The organism is Streptomyces sp. AP-93 (genome assembly GCF_022808175.1).
Taxonomy (GTDB): Bacteria; Actinomycetota; Actinomycetes; order Streptomycetales; family Streptomycetaceae; genus Streptomyces.
In genome coordinates, this window is record NZ_JALGBX010000056.1 from 1 (window position 1) to 20400 (window position 20400).

Below are 20400 nucleotides of genomic sequence, written 5' to 3' on the forward strand. Positions count from 1 at the left end.
CCCCCCGCCCCACCATGCCGACCAGCTTGAACCCGACCACATGATCACGTCAGGAGATCCAAGAAACAGAACCTAGGCCCTCCCATCGCCCCTGACACCTCCCGGTTCGGCACGCCCGGGGAACCCAGGTCTGCCCAGGCGCGGTTACGGCCGTGCCACCCGTCGGTTCGACCTTTAATCCCCTTCGGAAAACTCGAACCCACGGCCTTTCACCATCGCGCCGAGCTCTACCAGGCACGTGGGAACTCGCCGCGAGGCCTTGAGTTGAGCCTCATGCTCCCCGACTCCTCGCGCTCCTCAAAGGACGACGCACCCGGTGAGGATGATCGTTCTCACCGGGTGCGTCAGGCCTCCACGCTCGCCCTCGATGGGACGCTCAGTCCTCCTCGCGCCTGCCTCGACGGAGGCCTCCGGTCGGCCGCTGCTGCGGCTCCGGGGTCTCCACGCTCTGAGGGGCCGGATCGGCAACCCGGCGTGGATGAGGACGCGGGGTCGAGGCCTGCCGGGTCGAGGGGTATGGAGCCGGAGTCTGTCGGGTCGAGGTATAGGGGGTCGGGGTCTGCTGCGTCGCCGGGGTCGGGGTCGAGGCCTGCCGGGTCGAGGGGTATGGAGCCGGAGTCTGTCGGGTCGAGGTATAGGGGGCCGGAGTCTGCCGCGTAGCCGGAGCCGGAGCCGGAGCCGGAGCCGTAGCCGGAGCCGTAGCCGGAGCCGTAGCCGTAGCCGGAGCCGGAGCCGGGGTCGGGGTCGGGGCCTGCGAGGTAGGCGTCTGGCGCGTCTGCGTCGGCGCCTGGATCGAAGCCGGCTGATGCGCTGCCTGCGTCTTCGATGGAGTTCGTGCACTAGGGGCAGCCGGAGTCTGACCCGATGCCGAAGTGAGCACGGGCCGATGGTCCGACGTGCCAACTCCCAGCTGCCGCAGGGCAGGGGTGCCCTGAGCGGAGCGCGTCGAACGCGTGCTCGGCGCACCCGACTGCGTCGGAGCAGGAGCAGGAGCAGGAGCAGGAGCCGGGGCAGGCACAGCGTCGCCGCTGAAGCGCTGCGGCGCAGCCTGCTGGTTGCTGCCCTGTTGGCTCTGCGCACGCTGGGAACCCGTGCCGAACTGCGTCGGTCCCGTCTGACCGGCGACAGCCTTATGATCTCCGCCGGTGGCCACAGAGTCGGTGCTACCCACACTGCTCTGGCCCTGAGCCCCACGGCGAGAGCTTGACGGATCCGTGGACGAGGCCAGAACCTCACCGGCGATGACCTTGTTGCCGGCTGAGGTGTACCCGAGGATCGACAGGCCGCCCTGGTTGCTCAGACCCTGCGCAGTCTGCTTGTCCGAGCGCGAGCTGCCCGCTCCACCACTCGTCAGCTGCAGCGGACTACCCTTGTCGTAGTGTCCATCGCTCTGAGCGCCCGCAGGACCACTGCCGCCCGGCAGAGCCTTGACGCCGTCACTGCCGCCGCCGGAGCCGCCACCAGGGCCACCATCCAGCGCCGGGCTGTCCGGGCCATCCTGGCCGTCATCCCCGAGGGCCAGCGGCTGCTGACCAGTGGTCAGTGCCATGGCATCACCGTTCGTGCCGCCGGCGTTCGTCGACGCCGTCTTGCCCGCGGGCTTGCCCGTGCTCGGGGGCGGCGGACCGCTGGTCTTGCTGTTGAACCCGTTGGCGAGCTTGTTGCCCATGGCCATACCCGCCCCAGACCCGGCACCCGCGGCCAGAGCAGGCATCAGCCCGCCCTTGTCCGGCTTCGGCACGGTGTTCGTCTCGAGGAACTTGTCCACGAGCTTTGTGACCACCTCGTCCATCGCCTGCAGCACAGTCTTGCGCACTCGTAGCAGGGCGAAGGTGATGCCCGTGATCACCAGCGAGGAGATCAGGGTCAGGATCACCACGATGATTCCGCCGAGCGCAGCGCTGCCCCACAAGCCGCCCGGGCTCATGAAGCTCGACACGGGTCCAGCCATGATGTCCGGGACCGAGATCAGGAACTCCGAGACGAACTGGTAGATGAATAGCGTGAGGAGGACCTCCAGGATCAGCGCCATGGAGTAGACGATCACTTTGGCGATCGCCTGCATAGCGCCCAGCGTTGCGAACGGCACGGCGGCCACCAAGCCGAAAATCCGCTTAACCGAGCCAGCCAGCATGCCGATGGCGTACCAGAAGCCGAGCAGGACGATGGAGCCCAGGACCGTGGCCGCGTTGCTCCAGTACATGAACTTCGCCGGCCCCGTACCCACCTGGCTGACGGCCATGTGGTTCTCGCGGGTGAACCCGCTGGTCGCGTTGTTCGACGAGTACATGGTCAGCGAACTGGGGCTGAACCCGGTGTTGAGGTAGTTGTACGTCGTCAGCGGGGACAGATTGCACGAGGAGGGCGTCTTGACCACCGTAAAGCCACAGCCGGCCTTCGTCCCCGTCGTCGTAAAGACCGTCGAGTCCGTACCTAGACGCGAGGAGGTCAGGCCCGTGCCGTCGGTCGAAATCACTGGGTGATCGACCGGCTTCGGCCCCTTCTCCTCACCGAACTCCTTAACATCGCCGTAACTGCTCTTGTCGACGAACCACCTCTTCTTGACATCCGAGCTCTCGTCCAGCTGCGTGATCGAGCTCTTGATCCCCGACTCGAAGTCGGAGGCCGCTACCTCGCTGCTGGAGATGTACTTGCCGATGATCCCAAAGGTCGAGAACACCGCCTTGAAGTCGTCCGAGGCACTGCCGCCGGTGACGGAGACGGTGCCGTCCTTCCACGCCGACTCGGCGTCCTTGGCCTTCGTTCCGATGTTGATGCCGTTGAACGTCGCCCCGTGGGACTGCTTGTTGATCGCCAGCGCACTCGTGCGCACCGACATCATCGCGTCCGGGCTTGCCTGGTCGCCGTTCCAGGAAACAGTGGCCTGGTCCGGGATCCCCAGACGGTCGTTCATCATCCACGCCTCGAAGTCGACGTAGGTGCTCAGCACGACGCGCGTCGGGCCGGCGTGCTGACCAAGAACGGAGTCGTCGAACTTTCCGAGCACGCTGGAGTACATCGACCCGACGAGCGGGAGGCCGACGCCTATGAAGACGACGCGCACGATGAGCTTCTTGATCGCCGAGCCCCGGTCCATCTTCTTGAACAGGACCAGGCCGATGAGTAGGACGCCGATGAAGATCGGCACGAGCGCCTGCCACGAGATATCGACGAGCAGGCCGTACCAGCCGCTGATCCAGTGCTGCAGACCCGAGAGCGCGCCGCCTCCGGCATCACCTCCGGTCATACCCTCGGCAAGAGTCGGATTGACTGCCGCGACCGCGCTGTAGAACCACGTGAAGGGGTTGATGAGCTTCAGGAACTGGATGATGACGTAGAACAGCGTGCCGACCGCCAGCGCCAGGGCGTAGAGGACCCAGATGATCGACCCTCCGATCACGCTCACGATCTGGCCACCGATGCCCGAGGACATCGTGTCCAGGCCAAGGTCGTGGTTGGCCGCCCCGAAGTGCGCGTAGTCGAGCATGCCCGAGTACTTCGCGTTGCCCTTGTCATCCTTCGCGGCCAGGGTCTCGTAGGTAACGGTCTGCGAAGACCCTGACACCTCGGCGAAGAACCAGCCCACGATGCTTCCCAGGCTGAACTCCGGGTCGGCGTAGCCGAGCATGGAACCGCCCGAGGCCGGGCTGGACGTGACCGGCTTCCAGTTCTGGTGCATGCCCTTGTTGAACAACTCTGTAGGCAACACGTTCTGCGGCGAGTTCTTCTCGCTGAAGTACGAGCTCGCGTTCGAGGCCAGCTGGTAGAGGCTGTAGTTGTCGCGCTCCTTCTTGTCATCCGCGGACGCCGGCGAAGAGGTCGCCATCAAGAAGACCGGCACGAGCAGCGCCGCCAGGAGCACGAGGGCGAGCCCGCGCGCGAGCCTGCCCGGGCGGGCTACACCACCGCCGTGGCCGGCCCAGGCACGCAGCCTCGCCACCGCCGTGATCGTCCCGTTCATGGTCTCTCCTCTACTCCTCGCCCTCGTATCAGTGCTGACCCCGCTCATGCCTTGACCAGCTTCTTCGGCCGGGGCCTCTCTGCCGGTCGCCTCGCGCCGTTCTCGGGCTGCGGCAGGCTCTTGCCGTCGTTGCGTTTGCTCGCGTCGCTCAGGCCCGCGTCAGCCTCACCGTCGCCGCCCTCGCTGTGCTTCCGGATGCTGGTGAGGTTCGCACCCGGTGCTGGCTTGTCGTGCATGATCGCGTCCATCCGCGTCGCCTCTTCGGCCCTGGCCGCCTCCAGACGGACCTGCCTGCGCTGGGCCTCGCGGTAGGGGTTGATCCCCAGTGCCAAATCCAGGTGGAACACCACGTTGGAGACGCCCCGGCGCAAGTACGTCAGGTTCTCGCCCTTGGTCGTGATGAGCTGGGCGAGATCCGGCGGAATCCGCTGATGCAGCTGCTTCTGGTACGCCGCCACCGTTCCGTCGCGCATCGGGCCGAAGAGGGTGTAGTCCGCAGCGTCGAACTTGTTGAAGTCGCTGTCGGCCAGCATCTTGTCGACGTCGTTGTAGCTGTAGACCACTCGGCCGCCACGCTCGTGCATGTGGTCGAACTGGTCCTGGACGTACTTCTTCACCCGGTCGTCGATGTGCTCGGCACCGTGGATGATCACCGTGTCGCCGAGCCCCAGGTTGCCGACAGCGAAGCCGACGATGTTCACCAGCTGCGCCATCGCCACGCCCTTGCCGCGGCGCATGAGCCGTGAGAAGTCGTAGACCACTCGCCGGGAGTCCCGAACCCCGTCCACAGCCGAGGCCGTTTGGTTGTTGAAGAGGTCGCCGTTCGTGCTCAGCATCGCGTTGGCGATGCCCTTGAGCACGTTGTACGCCCGCAGCTGGTCCGCGTCGGTCTTGCTGGAGTTCAGCAGCGCCTTGTGAGCGGTTGCCAGGTAGGAGACGAACATCTGCAGGCGCGGCACCTGGGTGTGCGGGATGTTCACCACACGCAGGCGGTGCCGCTGCTCCTTGGCGTTGTGCCGCCACATACCCTGCTCGATATAGAAGTCCGTGGCGGTGTCTTCGAGGGCACTGCGGATGATCGAGCCGACGGCACCATCGGTGGTCTCGTAGAGCTGCTCGAACATCAGCTTGAGCTTCTCCATCTGGGCGGAGAAGACCGTCAGTTCGTCCTCCTCCTCGCCGAACATCTCGAACATGTTCACGTCGCCCTGGTTCAGGTCCACGCGCGAGGTGAGCCGTTCGAACTTCGGGCCGAGCTTGTCGAGGTTCGCTCCGTCAAGGACGAGGTGGACGACCTGGCCGTTGTTCAGCAGCGTTGCCTGCGAGATCTTCGAGCACCACATGTTGGCCACCCGCTGGCGGTCGAGGTACTCGCTGAGCGTGGCGTCGGCGACGATCACGTGATGGTCGTAGGCGTTGACGTCCATGAGCACGGCGCTGTTGTTGACGTCGCCGACCATGTAGCCGACGTACTCGCCGCCCTTGTCGTTGAGGCCGTTGGTCACCAGCGAGTACGAGCCGGCCAGCTCGGTCGAGGTGAAGTGGAAGCCCTTGCCCTTCTTCTTCTCGTTGTTCTTCCACAGGCCCGAGAGTTCCTGGCGCTGCTCGCCAGCATAGGGCGCAGCCTTCAGCGTGCCGAAGCGGTCGATGTACAGGCGCGTGACCCGGTCGATCGTGTCGTCCAGGGTCGCCAGGTCGGGGGCTTTGAGAAAGAGCCGGTTGTGCACGGAGAGGTAGCTCGCGCCGTCCTGGAGCTCCCCGATCGTGACCCCGAGGTCACCGGAGATCTTCGCGGCCTTGCGCTTGGAGGAAGTCGTGCCCGTCTCCTCCTGCTCGTTGGCATCGAGCCGCTCCAGCTTCTCCGACTGCTTCGTATATGAATCGATCCACTTGTCGTCCATCCGCTTGACCTGCTCAAGCACGATCGCGGTGACCCGCTCGTCCAGACCGTCCGGGATCCGATCGATGCCCCAGAAGGCGGCGAGGTTGTCGTGCGCGGCGTCGTCGTGGAAGTACGCCATGATGCAGGCGACAGAGCCGTCGACCTGGAAGTAGTCCGAGCGGAAGAGGTACCTCTCCCTCGGCTTCAGCGCGAGCAGATGCGGATAGGCGTCGAACGTGCCCTGTAGGTGCTTCACCTCCTGGCGGCGCTGCCACCAGTTCCTCTTCGGCTCGGCGGCCTCATCGGCCACGCCGTCAGCCGCCGCAGTGTCCTGCACGCCCTCAGCCTGAGCAGCGCCGTCCGCGTGCGGATCATCAACCACAAGCTCCGCGGTCTCATTCGTCTCGTCAGGTTTCTTCCCCGGGATGCCGAGCTGTGCCCGGACTTTCGCCATCAGCACCATGGTGTCCTTCGTTTGTTCCTCGTCATTTGGGTCGGCCTGGCGCTGATCAGTTCAGCGACGCCTTGAGATTGAGCCGTTCGTCGTCGATGCCCTGGTAGAAGACCCGCAGCATCGGCTCGGCCTCCTCGCGGTCGAGCATCGCGGCTTCCTTGATCATGAGAGTGGAGCCGCCGACCTCGGCCTGGAGGACCTGGTGCCCCTTGCGCAGCGCGTCGGCGTTCTTGCCCTTGAGCAGCAGGTACTGGTGAATCGACGGGAACTTCCCGCCCACGTGCTGCGTGAGGATGTCGTACTGCTCGTTCTGCAGCTCGATCAGATCGGGGTCACGGACCTGCAGAGCCTGGTTGCGCTGCTCCAGATTTGCTACCTGGTGGTAGATCCGCTGCGGCTCCTTCGTCGTGATGAAGGTCTGCTCGCAGGTCGTCTCGACCTTGCGCCAGAAGGAGTCGACCCGGTCGAGGATCCCGATCCGGTCCTCGTTGAAGAGCAGATAGCTCGCTGAGCCGACGACCAGGTAGACCCGACCTTCGCCGCCGTCGGAGAAGTGGATCAGCCCGTCCTCGTCGATCCCGTCGATGCCGAGGATCGAGTAGAAATCCGTGGGGTTCGAGGTACGACGGGTGAAGACGTGGCGGGCCTTGCTGGGCAGATACGCCAGGAAGGCCGGCACCCGCATGATGCGCAGCTCCTTCGTCTTCATCAGCCCGCCGAAATAGGCGATCGCAGCCAGTCCCCAGAGGACGAAGAACGTGATGGCGACTGGGCCCGAGCTCGCGACGAACGTCGACGTGCTGAACCACAGCAGGGCGAGGATGCCGCCGCCGAAGAAGAGCAGCTGCTTGATCGGGGAGGGCTTCGCCGCCCAACCTCCCTTGGCCAGCGTGATCTCGTGGTCGAGGAAGCTCCTGTTCAGCGAACTCGGCACCTTATAGGACAGTTTCGCCATGAATCTCTCATCTCCCCCTGTGGGCGCAATGGCCATTGCTTAACCTGTCGAAAAGCCTTCGTGTGTGAGGCGTGCGGATGACATCCTATCTTAGATAGGCTATTCGAATCGATGTCAAAAGAGGCGTGAATGGCAACGTCGGACGAGTCGGACTAGTGGGTTCGAGTCGTCGGGTGTCGTCTGAGCGGCTGACAGATCAGCCGGGCCGCGTGAGCGGAGGCGCTCAGCCCATCGCTACCGCCTCGAAGCGTGGAACGTCGTCGCCCAGGTCGAGCACGGCCAGCGCATCGGCTGATCCGTCCCGATCGAGGGTCTTTTGACGGGTCGGTGTCAAGGGGTGTCGGGCATTCCTGGGAGGAGTCGGCGGTGGAGAGGTCCGCCCCGCCCGGCTATGACGGCCGCGGGTTCTAGCCGTGGGCGAAGTGGCTCACCCCCTCGAACTCCGAGGTCCCGGTCCGATCGAAGATGACCATGGACCTCCGGGACGAGGTGCTGTTGCGCATTGCTGTGCGAGGCGGTGTCGGCGTACAAGTGAACGTGGCTCTGGCAAGATTTTCGTAGGCGGAGATCATCTCGGTCGCACGGTCGGCCGACCCGCAGCATGGGCAGCCTCTGACCGTGCTCTGTTGAACTGGTCAGTCTGTTACCGCAGTTGTCTGATGTGCTGGTGATCTCAGTCGAGGTCTCCGATGCTGTGGTGGCGGTCCGTGCCTGCACGAGATCCAGCGTTCCTGCGGGATGTACGGGGTGCGGACGCTCGTCGCATGAAACCCGGAGCCCACTCCCCGGGGATCAACCTCATAGCGTCTCCCAGCACCCACGTTGCAGGCGCGTTCTGGACGCGTCCTGTCCCTGCCCGTCTCCCGGGCGCTGACGGCTGCGCGAACGCTTTCGCCTCCCGCGACAAGTAAGAGATGAGGCCGTGACGTGCGCGGCCGAAGAGAGGTGGCTTGGTGGACACGGACAGGGATACGGACGACGGGCTGATGGCCCGCTCGGCCCGGGACCCCGAGGCGTTCGAAATGCTGGCGGGCAGGATGTCGGGCGCCCTGCACGCCTACCTGGCACGCCGTGCGCCGGCCGTGGCCGACGATCTGCTCGCGGACGTCTGGCTGCAGGCGTTCAGCAGCCGCAAGTCGTTCGACCCGGACCTGGGCACGGCCCGGACCTGGCTGTTCGGCGTGGCCCGGAACATCCTCGCCGCGCACTGGCGCCGGGTCGACCGGGAGCAGCGGCTGCCCTCCGTGGAAGAGCGGAGCAGCGACCCCTGGCACGCAGTCGACCAGCGCCTCGACGCCGCCGCCGTCGGACCGCTGCTGCGGCAGACGATGGCCGACCTCCCGCACGTGGAGCGGGAACTGCTGCTGCTCGTCGCCTGGGAACAGCTCAGCCCCACCGAGGCCGCTGCCGTGGTCGGCATACCGCCGGGCACTGCCCGATCCCGGCTGCACCGGGCCCGGTCCCGGCTGCAGGCCGTCATGAACGTTCCGCACCCCCGTCGCCCTCGCCTGGCAGGAGAACCGGTATGACCGAGCACGACATCCTCGACTTCCCCGGTGCCGACGAATTGCGGGCCGCGGGCGGCGTAGCTTCGCCGAGCGCGCAGGCTGTGGAGGCCGCACTGACAGCGGTACGCACGGCCATCGCCGCGGAAGCGGGGAGCGCGACGGAGGATGTCGTCCCGCTCCGGATCGCCGCGCGGCGCCGTCGCCTGCCCCGCCTGCTGGTGTCGGCTGCCGCCGTCGCGGTGCTCGCCGCCGGCGTCGCTGTCTACCCGGTGGTCGGCGGTGGGGACGGTCCCGCCGCGACCGCCACGGCTGCCGGGTTCCTCCGGGAGGTCGCGGCGACCGCAGGTGAGCGCCGCCCGGTGGCGCACGCGCCCTACTGGAAGGTGCGCTGCCGGACCGGATCCTCCCCCCGGATCAAAACCTCCTGGTCCGGGCGCAACCGCAACGTCATCCAGGAGAGCGAGGGCGACCCAGTGCTGGAATTCCCCCCTCCGGAGATCCACTCGTGGCTCGTCGGCGGGAAGGACGTCACCTGGGACGACCTCCCCTCCCTCCCGACGGACGCGCAGGAGCTCCGGACCCGCCTGACGGGCGGCGCCGCCACCACGCTGCCCGGGTTCTTCGGCGGTGCCGCGCAGCTCCTGTCCCGCGCCCCGCTCGAAACAGCCGTGCGCAGCGCGCTGTTCGAGGTACTGGCCGACTCCCCGGGCCTGGTGCTCGTGGGCCAGGTCAAGGACGCCGCCGGCCGCACAGGAACGGCCGTCGAAGAGCGGAGCGACGAACGACGCGTGAGGATGGTCCTCGACCCGGAGACCGGCACGCTGCTGGAGTTCGGCGTCTACGCGCGCGGCGGCCCGGAAGGGGAGCGTCCGGTCGTCCTGGAGACCTACCTCTCGGCGGAACCCGCATGGAGCATCCCGCCCACCGTTCCCTGGGATTCCCTGGATGCGCCCCTGCCGTTCCCGATCCTTCCCGGGGACACTCCGGGGGCGAAACGGCAAGGGGGTGTCCGGCCTGCCCCGCCGGCTTCCCCAAAGGCTGTTGAGTGAGGCTGAAGGTGTGGATGTCCCTGACGGATGCCGTAGTGATGGCCCCACAATCACTACGGCAGAGACCCGACCGCTACGGGGGCCTCGACGGCACATCACGTCTTGATTGCACGGCCAACCATGCACGGGCATGTGAGGCGAAGGATCAAGGGCGAGACGCGGTACGGCTCAAGATGCGCCGCTATCCCCGGAATCCTGCGTCTTCGAGTTGATGAGCTGGCGGTACCACCACATCGTCTCGGATTCACAGTGGTGCAGACTGCAGTCGCTTGCCTGGCAGGAATCCCGGTGGCGTCGGGCAGCAGCCTGCGCGAGCGCCATCACTGCTCGGCGACGGTCCCGCCGGGTCGGAGGCGACGGCCGCGTGTCGAAGTGAAGGTGTCGATACCACCACAGGGCAGATCGCTCGTTGTGCTCAGGGAGGCAGTCTGCGTCGGAGCAGCCGCGGATGTGGTGCCTCGCAGCCTGCCAGGCGGTGATCGCGCGTAGCTCCGCCAGTCGCTTGAGTGATGCCCCGCGCAGGAGGACACGCTGCTGGTTCTTCACGTGACCCCAGCCATCTTCTGTGTGGTGTTTCTTGTCGACCCGCTTGTGGAGGCCCGGTGATGCCATGGCCGAGGTGCGCTGGTTGTGCGCAGCCGGGATAGTCCGGGAAGCGGTTTTGGCGATTATACGCGCCTCTGTCCGGGAGCCCGGGTCTCGCTGTTTGAACCCTCGCAGGGCGCGGCAGGGGCTTTGTCCCGAGTCGTAGATTCCTCAGATTGTGAGCCAGCCAGCCAGCCAGCCAGCCAGCCAGCCAGCCGGCCTGTCTGCCATCTCCCGTCGCGGTTGGCCATGCCGGCGAGGACGTGATCGTCGGCCGCTAGATTGCCCGCACTGCTGGGTGCACCTCGGCGGGAAACAAGCGGGCCGGCGGCGAGCCCACGGTGGCGGGGCGCCCTCACACGCACCACGCCTCGGTGCCCGCAACCTCGGTCAGCGGCTGTTGATCTTGGTTACCGCTACGGCGCCACCGGCCCTACAGGGCCGCGGTGTACGTGACCCAGATGGCTGTGCGTGGGGGAGTGTGGCTGGTTCGGGGAATCCTGGGTGCGCGGAATCCAGCCGTGGGGGCGGTTCCGGGCAGCGGGTGGCTGCCCGGAACCGCTGTGTGGCGGGTTGATCAGGGGTTCACGGGCAGGGTCATGGGCCAGATCTTGTCGCCTGCGGCGAAGACGCCCTTGCCGTCGCCCTTGTAGAAGCGGAGCTCGGTGGTCCAGTTGCTGAGGAGGTCGAGCTTCTTGTCTCCGTCGACGTCGCCGGCGTAGATCTTGGCGCCGTCGACGGCCCAGCTGTTGTCGGGCCAGATGTTGACGCCGCCGTTGAGGCCGCCCTGGGCGTTGCCGTCGAAGCGCATGAGGGAGCCGCCGGGGGTGACGGCGACGATGTCATCGCGGGTGTCGCCATTGGCGTCGCCGGTGGCCACGAGCCTCATGGTCTTCCACGAGTTGTCGGGCCACAGCTGGCGCTTCTCGCCGTCCAGCAGGCCGTTGGTACCGGTGTTGTAGACGTACAGGGCGCCGGTGTTCCACAGGGCGAGGAGTCCGTCGCGGCCGGAGCTGTCGGCCTTGAAGCGGGCCAGGTGGAGCATGCCGGCCCAGTTGGTGTTGTCGGGCCACATCTTCTGGCCGGAGGCCAGGGTGCCGTCGGCCTTGCCCGCGTACAGGTTGAGGCTGCCGGTGCCGAAGACGGCGGCGATGTCCATGTTGCCGTCGCCGTTGAAGTCGCCACCGATGATCTCGGCGATCGCCTTCCAGCTGCCGTCGAGCCCCCACAGGGGCCGGCCGTACTGGAAGGTGCCGTCGGTGCGGCCGTAGGCGGCGTGGAGGTTGCCGTCCTTGGTGACCACCGCGATGTCCGAGCGGCCGTCCTTGTTGAAGTCGGCGGTCGTCATGACCTGGGTGGCATCGGGAAGGATGGTGGCCAGACGGACCTGCTGGACCCAGCTGGCGACGTCGTAGGCGCGGGCGGCGATCGCGTCGGTGCGGGTTTCCGTCTCACCGCCGCAGCCACCCTGCCAGGACCGGCTGGCCACACCGACGACATCACCGGCGGAGTTGAGGAGGGGTGCTCCGGTGTCGCCCTTGCAGATGTTGTCGCTTGCGCTCTTGCCGACGACTTCGATGTTGGGGTAGGCCACCGAGTTCACCTTGAACGTGGCCTTCCTGGGCTTGGTGGGCGCCAGTCCCCACAGGGTCTTGCTCCGTCCCAGCCCGGCGGCGACCAGTTCGCTGCCCACGGCGGGGGCGGTGGCTGAGACATCGGCCGGGGTGATGGTCGTGACGGGCTTGTCCAGTCGGGCCATGACCAGGTCGCGGGTCGAGCGGGCCTTCAGATCGGTGATCGTCGCGGTCTGGCCGTTGCCGAAGGTGACGGTGGAGGTCCGCTTCGGCTTGCCGTCCGTGAGGGCGGCGCCGGGAGTGTCGGCGAAGCAGCTGGCCGCGGTCAGGACCCAGTTCTGGTCGACCAGCGTGGCTGTGCAGGCCTTCGCGGTGGCCTCGGGGCCGATGATGACCCGGGCTATGTAGGCGTGCTCTCCAGCGGCTGAGGACGCCCCGACGATCGCGGTGGCGGTTCCGGCCAGGAGCAGGGAGGCGGTGACGCCGGCAGTGGCCAGAGTGGCCAGCCGCATCGGACGTGACCGGGTATGAGACATGTGGGACATGGTTTTCCTAAGGCTCTACTTCGAGAGGGTGGAGGCGGCAGGCCCTGTGGCTGTCACGCCGCAGGTGGCCTGATTACCGGGCTCAGCCGGCGACGCGGAGCTCGATGAGAGCGGAAGGCGTGCTTTCGGCGGTGGCTTCGCCGAAGCTGGTGAAGTCGTTGGCGGGGGCGTTGATGACGGTCTTGACCCCGTCTGCCTCGATGGTGCTCTTCACCGGGGCGTCGCCGGTCCAGATGCCGAAGGCCTTCGGGACCGACAGGGTGAGGTAACCGGGCTTCGCCTTGACGTCGAAGCAGTAGTCCTTCTCCCCGGAGCGGGTGTTGACGGTGATGTCGACGGTGCCGCCACAGGCGACGAGGACGATGTTGCCGTCACCGCGCGTGAGGACGATGCCCCGCTCTGCCTCGATCGTCGCGGCATTCGGATAGCCGAAGTCCTCGATGGCATACGGCATTTCATCGGCTGCGACTGCGGCTGCGGCAGTGGTGACGGTTCCGGGCACGGCGTAGGCCACGCCGATGGCCGCGGTGGATGCCGTGAGTACCGAAGCGAGACCCACGAACAGGGCCTTGCGCGCACGGGATATAGCCATTATGGCCCTCTCAATAAAGCAGGGGACGAGACATAAGGATCACGTCAGAATCCAGCAAATCTAATCACACCGACGATCTTTCACTTCAAGCGGTGGATCGTGATCAACATCTCACCTGTTAATTTTCCATGACTCAGTACATCTATGGATCAAACATGGAATATCGACCTGAGATAGTGCCGCAAAAGGGTTTTATCGGCTGGTTGATGAAGCATCAGCGTGCGTCAGTGAACGTAGGCAAGGCCCTGCTGAAGGGCTTCGGTTGAGTGGTTGTACGATCATGCGGCTCCAGGGTGATCACGCTCGACCGGTCATCCGCAGCGGAGCAGCCGATCGGGCGTTCCTGGCTCCTGGCCGAATTCTTACCAGGGGCTCAACTTTTTCTATTCTTGAGGGGTTGCCGTGAAACGGCATATATCCTCCTGGCCATTCGGTTCGGGAGTGCGTAGACGACGCACACTGCACGCATTGCTGGCCACCGGTCTGCTGTCGGGACTGTTGGGCGCGCCCACAGCGCTGGCGGCCGAGACCCAGCCGGATCCGGCGAACCTGCGCCGCCAGATCGTCGGCTACTGGGAGACCGGTGGGGCGGGTATCAAGGAGGCTGCGGAGCAGGCGCTGCTGGGTGGCGATGACGCGATCCGCAAGTTCCTGGACGAGGCACCGGGCATCGCGCACGACGACAACCGGGTCGATGCCGCCCGGCTGATGTCGACCAGCGGCCCCGGAGTCCGAGGGGCCACGAAGGCCGCCTGGCTGAAGTCCCCCGCCGACCTGGAACAGTTCCTCCTGACTGGCTACGAGGATCCGCTTGACGAGGACCGCAAGGTCGACATCGCACGGATGGTCGGCATGGGCGGGCCCGGGGTTCGCGATGAGGGCAAGGCAGCCCTGTTGGGCACCTTTTACGACCGCGAGCAGTTCCTCGCGGTGGGCCAGTACGTGGCCCGCAAGGACGACAACCGGGTAGACGTCGCTCGGTTGACGAGCACGGGTGGCCCGAACGTGAAGGCGGCCGCCAAGGTCGCGCTGAAGGGCACCCCCGACGACATCGTCGAGTTCCTGGAGATCGGGCAGTTCGTCGCCCGGAACCGGGACCAGGAGTACGCGACGATCTCGGAGCTGACAGAGCAGGCCAGGGAGGCTGGCAAGCAGGCCCAGGACGCCACCAAGGCTGCCGAGGAGTCCTCGAAGAAGGCCGTTGAGGCGTCGGCGAAGGCCAAGGAGCTCGCGCAGAAGGCGGCACTGGAGACCAAGGCCGCGCAGAGTGATTCGCAGCTGGCGGCGGTGAAGGCGAAGCAGGCGGCGGATGCCGCGCGCGCGGCGGCCTCGGCTGCGCAGGAAGCAATCGGCTCGGCCAATGCGGCCAACCGAGCAGCGCGTCGTGCCGCCCTGGCCGCGACGCAGACCGCATCTGCCGCTGCTGCCGCCGCGCGGTCGGCGAACAACGCCTACACCGCGGCGATCGCAGCTGCAGGCAATGCGGCTGACGCGGACAAGGCACGTCAGTTGGCCGCCGAAGCCCGCGCCGCAGCACAGGCGGCCACGGAGTCGGCGAAGGCCGCCAATGAGGCGGGCAAGGCCTCGGCTGCCGCCGGTCTGGCCTCCACCGCGGCGAAGGGCGCCGCGACCAACGCTCGGGCCGCCGCCGACGCGGCGGACGAGGCGAATGGTTACGCGGACGCGGCCGGCGGCCACTCGGCCGAGGCACGCCAGGCAGCAGCAGAGGCCCGGCGCCACGCCAACGCCGCGGACGCCGCCGCCGACCGCTCCGCCGCGCTCGCGCAGCGCGCCGCGACCGCCGCCTACGGGGCGAGGGATGCGGCGAACAAGGCTGCCGAGCACGCCATCAAGGCAGCCGGCTACGCGGAGGAAGCCGCCACACAGGCAGGAAACGCAGCCACCTACGCGGCGCAGGCCAAGAAGAACGCCGACGCCGCGAAGCTAGCCGCCGAAACAGCCGCAGCGGCGGTGGCGAAGGCGAAGGAAACCTTCGCCATCGCCCGCGAAGGCGAAGCCGAGGACCTGAAGACCCGCACCGACGCAGCCATCGAACGCGCACGTTCCATCAAGGACGCGACCAACGGGCACATCTCCGCCTCGGCTTCCACCCAGGCCGACGCTCTCGCCCTCAACACCACCGCAACCACGCTGGCGCAGGAAGCCGCGCGGCCGGACGTGGACGTGAAGGCGACTGCCGTCAAGGGCCGCCAGCTCGCCATGCAGGCGATGAAACTCCTGGGCCCCTGGCACAAGGAGGCCGCCGCCCGCGCCCTGGCCGGCACCGACCAGGACGTCCTGGACTACCTGCGGACCCGCTGGAAGGAAGCTGTCCACAACGACATACGTGAGCGTGTCGTTCAGCTGAGCACCCAGAGCCCCTACGAGGCAGTCCGTACTGCGGCGATCGCGGCCCTTAAGGGCACCCCCACGCAGATCGAGACCTTCTACACCACCGGCCAGTACACGGCCGGCCTGGACGACATGAAGGTCGACGTCGCCCGTTTCACCAGCACCGGCGGCCCCAGCGTCAGGGAAGCCGCGAAGAAGGCCCTGGCCGACGGCACTCCCAAGGCCCTGGCCACCTTCCTGAACGTCACCCAGTACGGCGAACGCCTCACCGACGAAAAAGTCATCGCCGCCACCCTGACCAACACCGGCGGCCCCGAAGTCAACGCCGCCGCCAAGATCGCCCTCGCTGGATCCGCAGATCTGCTCCACGAGTTCGTCACCACCGGCCAGTACATGGCCCAGCGCCAGGACGACCTCGCCACCAACCACATCAACCTCATCGAACAACTTCTTGCCGAGGGCCAGCAGATCGCGGCCAAGGCCATGGAGAACAGGTGGCGTGCCGCCGAAGCAGCCGCCAGGGCACAGCAGGCCTCGGCTGACGCCGACAAGTACGCACAGGACGCCAAGGACTCCGCAGCCGACGCCGACAAGTACGCGAGGGACGCGAAGACGGCCGCCGACGCCGCCAGCGTTTCCGCGGCGAACGCGGCGAAGTCCGCCACCACCGCACGCAACGCAGCCAACCGTGCCGAACAAGACGCCGCCGCAGCCGAGCAATCCGCCGCAGACGCAGCCTTCTCAGCCTCCTACGCCCGTCAGTCCGCAAGCGACGCCACCACCTCCGCCAACGCCGCGCGTGACTCGGCCCTCGCAGCCGGCAAGAGTAAGGAAGCCGCGGAGGGCGAGGCCAAGACAGCCTGGAAGGCCGTCCTGGTTCTGCGGGAGAAGGAAGAAGCCGAAGCCCGACGCCAGGCCGAGGAAGAACGCAAGCGACAGCAGCAGGCCAAGCCCAAGCGAATCTGCGTCCCTCACCCGACCCGCGAGACGATGGCGCCGATCATGGCGTGTGCCCAGGACCCGGGCAACTCCATGATCCAAATGCCCGACATCGACCCCACAATGCGCGCGATCGTGTGGGAGTTCGCCGGGGTCAACGGCATCAAGGAATGCATCGAGAACCCCACCGGCCTGAACTGCGTCATGGCAGCAGCCGGCGTACTGCCGTGGGGCCGGCTTAAACTCCTGACCAAAATCGACGACGGCATCGAAGGCGTCCGGTCCCTTCGCGCGGTCCGCCGCTCACTGGCCTGCCTCTCTGAAGCTCCTCATAGCTTCCCCGCCGGCACCAACGTCCTAATGGCTGACGGCTCGCAACGTCCTATCGAGCAGATCGCGGTAGGGGACCTGGTCACGGCCACCGACCCGACAAGTGGCGAGACTGGCCCTCGTGCCGTCACCCGCACGATCCTCACACCAGGCGACCGTGACTTCACGAGCGTCACGCTGACGGACAAGTCTGGTCTGGTCTCGACCGACCACCACCCGTACTGGGTCGAAAATCGCAAGCGGTGGATCGACGCTGTCGACCTCCAGGCTGGCGACGCCCTGCGCACACCAGTCGGCACAGCGGTTCTGGTCGGTGAGACCGAGCAGTGGAAGGGCCTTCAGTCCGCCTACGACCTCACTGTCGACGACCTTCATACCTACTACGTTTCCGCCGGCACAACTTCGGTCCTTGTCCACAATACCGATGAGACCTGCCCCGTTTGGGTCAAGCAGGCATTCGACAGACTTCCCGCTTCGCCGGAAGGCTCCCCGACTGAGGGTTTCGCCTTCTACCCCGATGGTAAGCCTCTATGGAATACGACCATTCAAAGTGGAAAGGGTCTGAACTCGGAAGAACAACAAGTTCCTGCAGGGATCGAAAGACTTCCCGGATTTTCGAGGCTATGCGAACGTCTCGCATCATGCCGAGGCGAAGCTCGCCTGGGAAATGCGAACCAAGGGTGGTCCCGGAGAAATGCATATCGTGATCAATAAGAACTATGTATGCCCGAAGCCAGGAGCAGGGATCGCGGCCGGATGTCAGCAGGCGGTTCCTGCGATGCTTTATTCCGATCAGACTCTGGTGGTGCATTACCCTGGCATGAAGGATCCCATCAGGCTTCGCGGTACAGTCGTCAGGTAGTAGAAGCTGTAGATTGGAAGGCTCGGTATGATCGTTCTGGGAGCCACACACAAAGGTTCTTTCTATGCCAGGACTGACGATGAGGTCGGTGCCCTCATCGAGCACATCATGAACGACCTGCCGCAAGGATCTACGACTCCTGACGGATTCGCCATCATGCCTGAAAAGGCGGTAGTCAGTATTGTGGAGGGCGAGTATCCTGAGGAGACCAGCGTAAGGTGGCCTAGGAATTACCTTTATGTTACGGTGAATACCCAGAATGGGTATGGGGCGTTGAAGTGGTGGACTCCGGACAGTCCTGAAGGTTCGGATGAAAATCACGTATCGCAGTTCATTTGGACGTCCGGTAATCCGAACCCCCCGTCGTTCGATCCGCATCTGATCTCGGATTCGGGAACTCCAAGCTATTATCCACCGGAAGCCGCTATTCCCTTGGAGTGGGTTCGTCAGGCCCTCGAAGAGTTCTGTCGAACTCGCACAGGAGATAGGCCGGAGTCCGTGTCCTGGATTCTGTTGGAACAGACCGTATAACGCACCGGCGAAGGCGCCCCGCACCCGTAACGGTGTGGGGCGCCCGTTCTTTTATCTAAACCAGTTGGGGTCAATGCGGAGTTGGGCAGACGACCGAGTGCGAATTAGACCTGTGCGAGGTCGGTCGCGGTGAGATGGTCGACCGGTTCGCCGCTGACGTATTTGGCGTCGATGGTGCGGATCTGGTCGGTGATGGCGCGAGTGTCACGTCCGGCGATGTGTAGGCGGGGGCGGAAGACCGCGTCCTGCGCGCTGGTTGAGGTGCTGGTGAGGCGGCCTGCCCCCGCTCGAGAGCGCGCTAGGCACTGTCCGGCGGATCTTGATCAGCTAGTGCACGGACGGCAGTGGAGAAGCACGGAGAATGCCTGGCACCGGCGTGGTCAGGTACCACCTGGTCCAGCGACAATGTGGGCATCTTCGGCCCGGGCGCAACTCGCGTTCCTGGCCTCTTACCGGTCGGAGCGGCACCATGGCATGGGTAGTAGGAACGGGCGCGTTGTTGGGGCTGCTGGCGATCGCATTGGGAATCGTGACGCTCCGGACAGGGTGGATCCTGCCCACGGCGCGCCGCCACGTCACCAGGCCCCAGCTCCACGGCCTCGGCGCCCTGCTCACGGGCGCGTCCGCCCTTCTGCAGAGTCTCTTCTACTTTCGAATCTTGCCGAGTGTTTCGTGGGAGGTCCGCTTCTTCGGAGGAAACGCCTTCCTGTTTGCTGGGCTCCTCCTCATTACCCTCAGCCAGATGCTGCCGCTCCGTCGAAGCCCGGACCACGCCGATCCCTCAGGCGTCTGAAGGATGCCGGCGGATCACGGCCGGATCCATAAGCGGATCGCCGCGGCGGTGACGGTGCCGTGGAAGACGTAGGCCCTCTTGTCATAGCGGGTGGCAACGGCCCGGGAGTTCTTGAGCCGGTTGATCGTGCGCTCGACCTCGTTTCGGCGTTTGTAGACCTCGCCGTCGAAACCAGCGGGCCGGCCGCCCTTGCTGCCACGGCGTTTGCGGTTGCCCCGTTGGTCCTTCGGTTCGGGGATGGTGTGCTTGATCTGGCGTCTTCGCAGGTAGCGGCGGTTGCGGCGTGAGCTGTATGCCTTGTCGCCACCGAGGTGGTCCGGCCGGGTGCGTGGTCGTCCGCCCTGCGGGCGGGGAACGCGGATGCGTTCGAGGACCTCGATCATCTGTGGTGCGTCGCCCCACTGGCCGGGCGTGACCAGGAACGCCATCGGTCGGCATCCACCTTCACCAATGAATCTTGCAGGTCAGGCCGCCCCGGGACCGTCCGAGCCCTTCATCGGGGCGGTGGTGCCGGGGCGTGGTCCTTTTTTCGGGACGCGTGGCTTCTTCTTCCGGGCCCCGGCCGCGTGCTGATGGGCCCGGCAGGACGTCGAGTCGACGCTGACCATGCTCCAGTCGATCCGGCCCGCGAAGTCGGCGTCGGCCTGGACGGCACGCAGGATCCGGTCCCACGTGCCGTCCGCCGACCAGCGCCGGTGCCGTTCATAAACGGTCTTCCAGCTGCCGAAACGCTCGGGAAGATCCCGCCAGGGTATGCCCGTTCGGACTCGGAACAAGATCCCGTTGATCACCCTACGGTGATCGCTCCACCGGCCGCCACGCCGTCCCAACGCCGGCAAGTGCGGCTCCAACCGGACCCACTCGGCATTCGTCAGATCACCCCGCCCCATGCCGAGAACAACGAGTCAACAACCCGACAGTCACATGATCCGCCGGACAGTGCCTAGGGGCAGGCCGGGGCGAGGTGTCAGGCGCTGCTATCGCTGAGATGGCGAGTACGCAGTGCCGAGAGCTCGCTCAAGCGGGCGGTCAGCCTTCCGTGACGTCCGAAGTGGATGGGTTCACCTCTGTGGTCGTAGCCGTAGTCGGGGTTCTGGCCGTGGTCCTGGTCGTCGGTGTGCGGTTCGTCCTTCTCGGAGCTGGCTTCGGTTGCGAGCTGGGCCGTGGCGGGGGACTCAGAGCGGACCCGAGTTGCCGACCGTGGGCAGGGTGTGGGCGTCGTCGGGTGGTGTGGTCCTGGCGTCCGGGTTCGACGAGTGGAGGTGCGGAGGCGAGGAGCAGGGAGAGCAGCAGGCCGGTGGCCTGGTCGCTGAGGATCTTTACGATCTCCAGGAGCCGGTGGCGTTGGCTGACGGGCAGGGACAGGGCTACACAGCCGGCCTGTCCTCCGATGCCGAGGGGGACGGCGACGCGGGCCTTGACCCAAGGCCGGGTAGTTAGCGTTTTCGCAGGTCACGCAAGGGGTGTTGGCGTCCATGCTGTAGCGGC

General features: G+C 66.1%; 10 protein-coding genes and 1 pseudogene. 5 read left to right on the forward strand and 6 right to left on the reverse strand.

From position 1 onward, the window contains the following. Nucleotides 1-376 precede the first annotated feature (376 nt). From MTF69_RS42320 to MTF69_RS42330, 3 genes are all read right to left on the reverse strand, one after another. Entirely contained in the window at nt 377-3961 is a 3585-nt protein-coding gene (locus MTF69_RS42320) for a hypothetical protein (RefSeq protein ID WP_243342158.1), read from the reverse strand. Between the two features lie 44 nt (nt 3962-4005). Next, nucleotides 4006-6180 (reverse strand): hypothetical protein, encoded by a 2175-nt coding sequence (locus tag MTF69_RS42325; protein ID WP_243342159.1) that lies wholly within the window; start codon nt 6178-6180, stop codon nt 4006-4008. A 172-nt stretch (nt 6181-6352) separates the two neighbouring features. Beyond that, a complete protein-coding gene (locus MTF69_RS42330) occupies nt 6353-7252 on the reverse strand; it encodes a hypothetical protein (RefSeq protein ID WP_243342160.1) in 900 nt (299 codons plus the stop codon). 953 nt (nt 7253-8205) lie between these two features. On the opposite strand from MTF69_RS42330, the gene MTF69_RS42335 reads away from it, so the two are divergent. Together MTF69_RS42335 and MTF69_RS42340 are read left to right on the forward strand one after the other, a co-directional pair. Further along, nucleotides 8206-8781, forward strand: coding sequence for an RNA polymerase sigma factor (locus MTF69_RS42335; protein ID WP_243342161.1), 576 nt, complete (start codon nt 8206-8208; stop codon nt 8779-8781). Beyond that, on the forward strand, nt 8778-9809 hold the full coding sequence (locus MTF69_RS42340; RefSeq protein WP_243342162.1) for a hypothetical protein: 1032 nt from the start codon (nt 8778-8780) through the stop codon (nt 9807-9809). The genes MTF69_RS42335 and MTF69_RS42340 overlap by 4 nt, the downstream gene beginning before the upstream one ends. Nucleotides 9810-10971: 1162 nt before the next feature. On the opposite strand, the gene MTF69_RS42345 is transcribed toward MTF69_RS42340, so the two are convergent. Next, a complete protein-coding gene (locus tag MTF69_RS42345; RefSeq protein WP_243342163.1) occupies nt 10972-12504 on the reverse strand; it encodes a trypsin-like serine protease in 1533 nt (510 codons plus the stop codon). Between the two features lie 91 nt (nt 12505-12595). Beyond that, nucleotides 12596-13105: a hypothetical protein gene (locus tag MTF69_RS42350; RefSeq protein ID WP_243342164.1), complete on the reverse strand. Its 510-nt coding sequence runs from the start codon at nt 13103-13105 to the stop codon at nt 12596-12598. Between the two features lie 468 nt (nt 13106-13573). Between MTF69_RS42350 and MTF69_RS42355 the strand changes: the two genes are divergently transcribed. From MTF69_RS42355 to MTF69_RS42365, 3 genes are read left to right on the forward strand one after another with little or no spacing between them, the layout of a single operon-like run. Beyond that, nucleotides 13574-17440 carry a polymorphic toxin-type HINT domain-containing protein gene (locus tag MTF69_RS42355; RefSeq protein WP_243342165.1) on the forward strand — a complete coding sequence of 1289 codons (3867 nt, stop codon included), beginning with the start codon at nt 13574-13576 and terminating at the stop codon, nt 17438-17440. Next, nucleotides 17394-17588, forward strand: a complete 195-nt coding sequence (locus MTF69_RS42360; protein ID WP_243342166.1) for a DddA-like double-stranded DNA deaminase toxin — start codon at nt 17394-17396, stop codon at nt 17586-17588. The genes MTF69_RS42355 and MTF69_RS42360 overlap by 47 nt, the downstream gene beginning before the upstream one ends. Nucleotides 17589-17615: 27 nt before the next feature. Further along, nucleotides 17616-18119, forward strand: coding sequence for an Imm1 family immunity protein (locus tag MTF69_RS42365; RefSeq protein ID WP_279346924.1), 504 nt, complete (start codon nt 17616-17618; stop codon nt 18117-18119). Between the two features lie 807 nt (nt 18120-18926). On the opposite strand, the pseudogene MTF69_RS42370 reads toward MTF69_RS42365, so the two are convergent. Continuing rightward, nucleotides 18927-19802 (reverse strand): annotated as a pseudogene (locus MTF69_RS42370) (IS5 family transposase). Between the last annotated feature and the right edge of the window lie 598 nt (nt 19803-20400).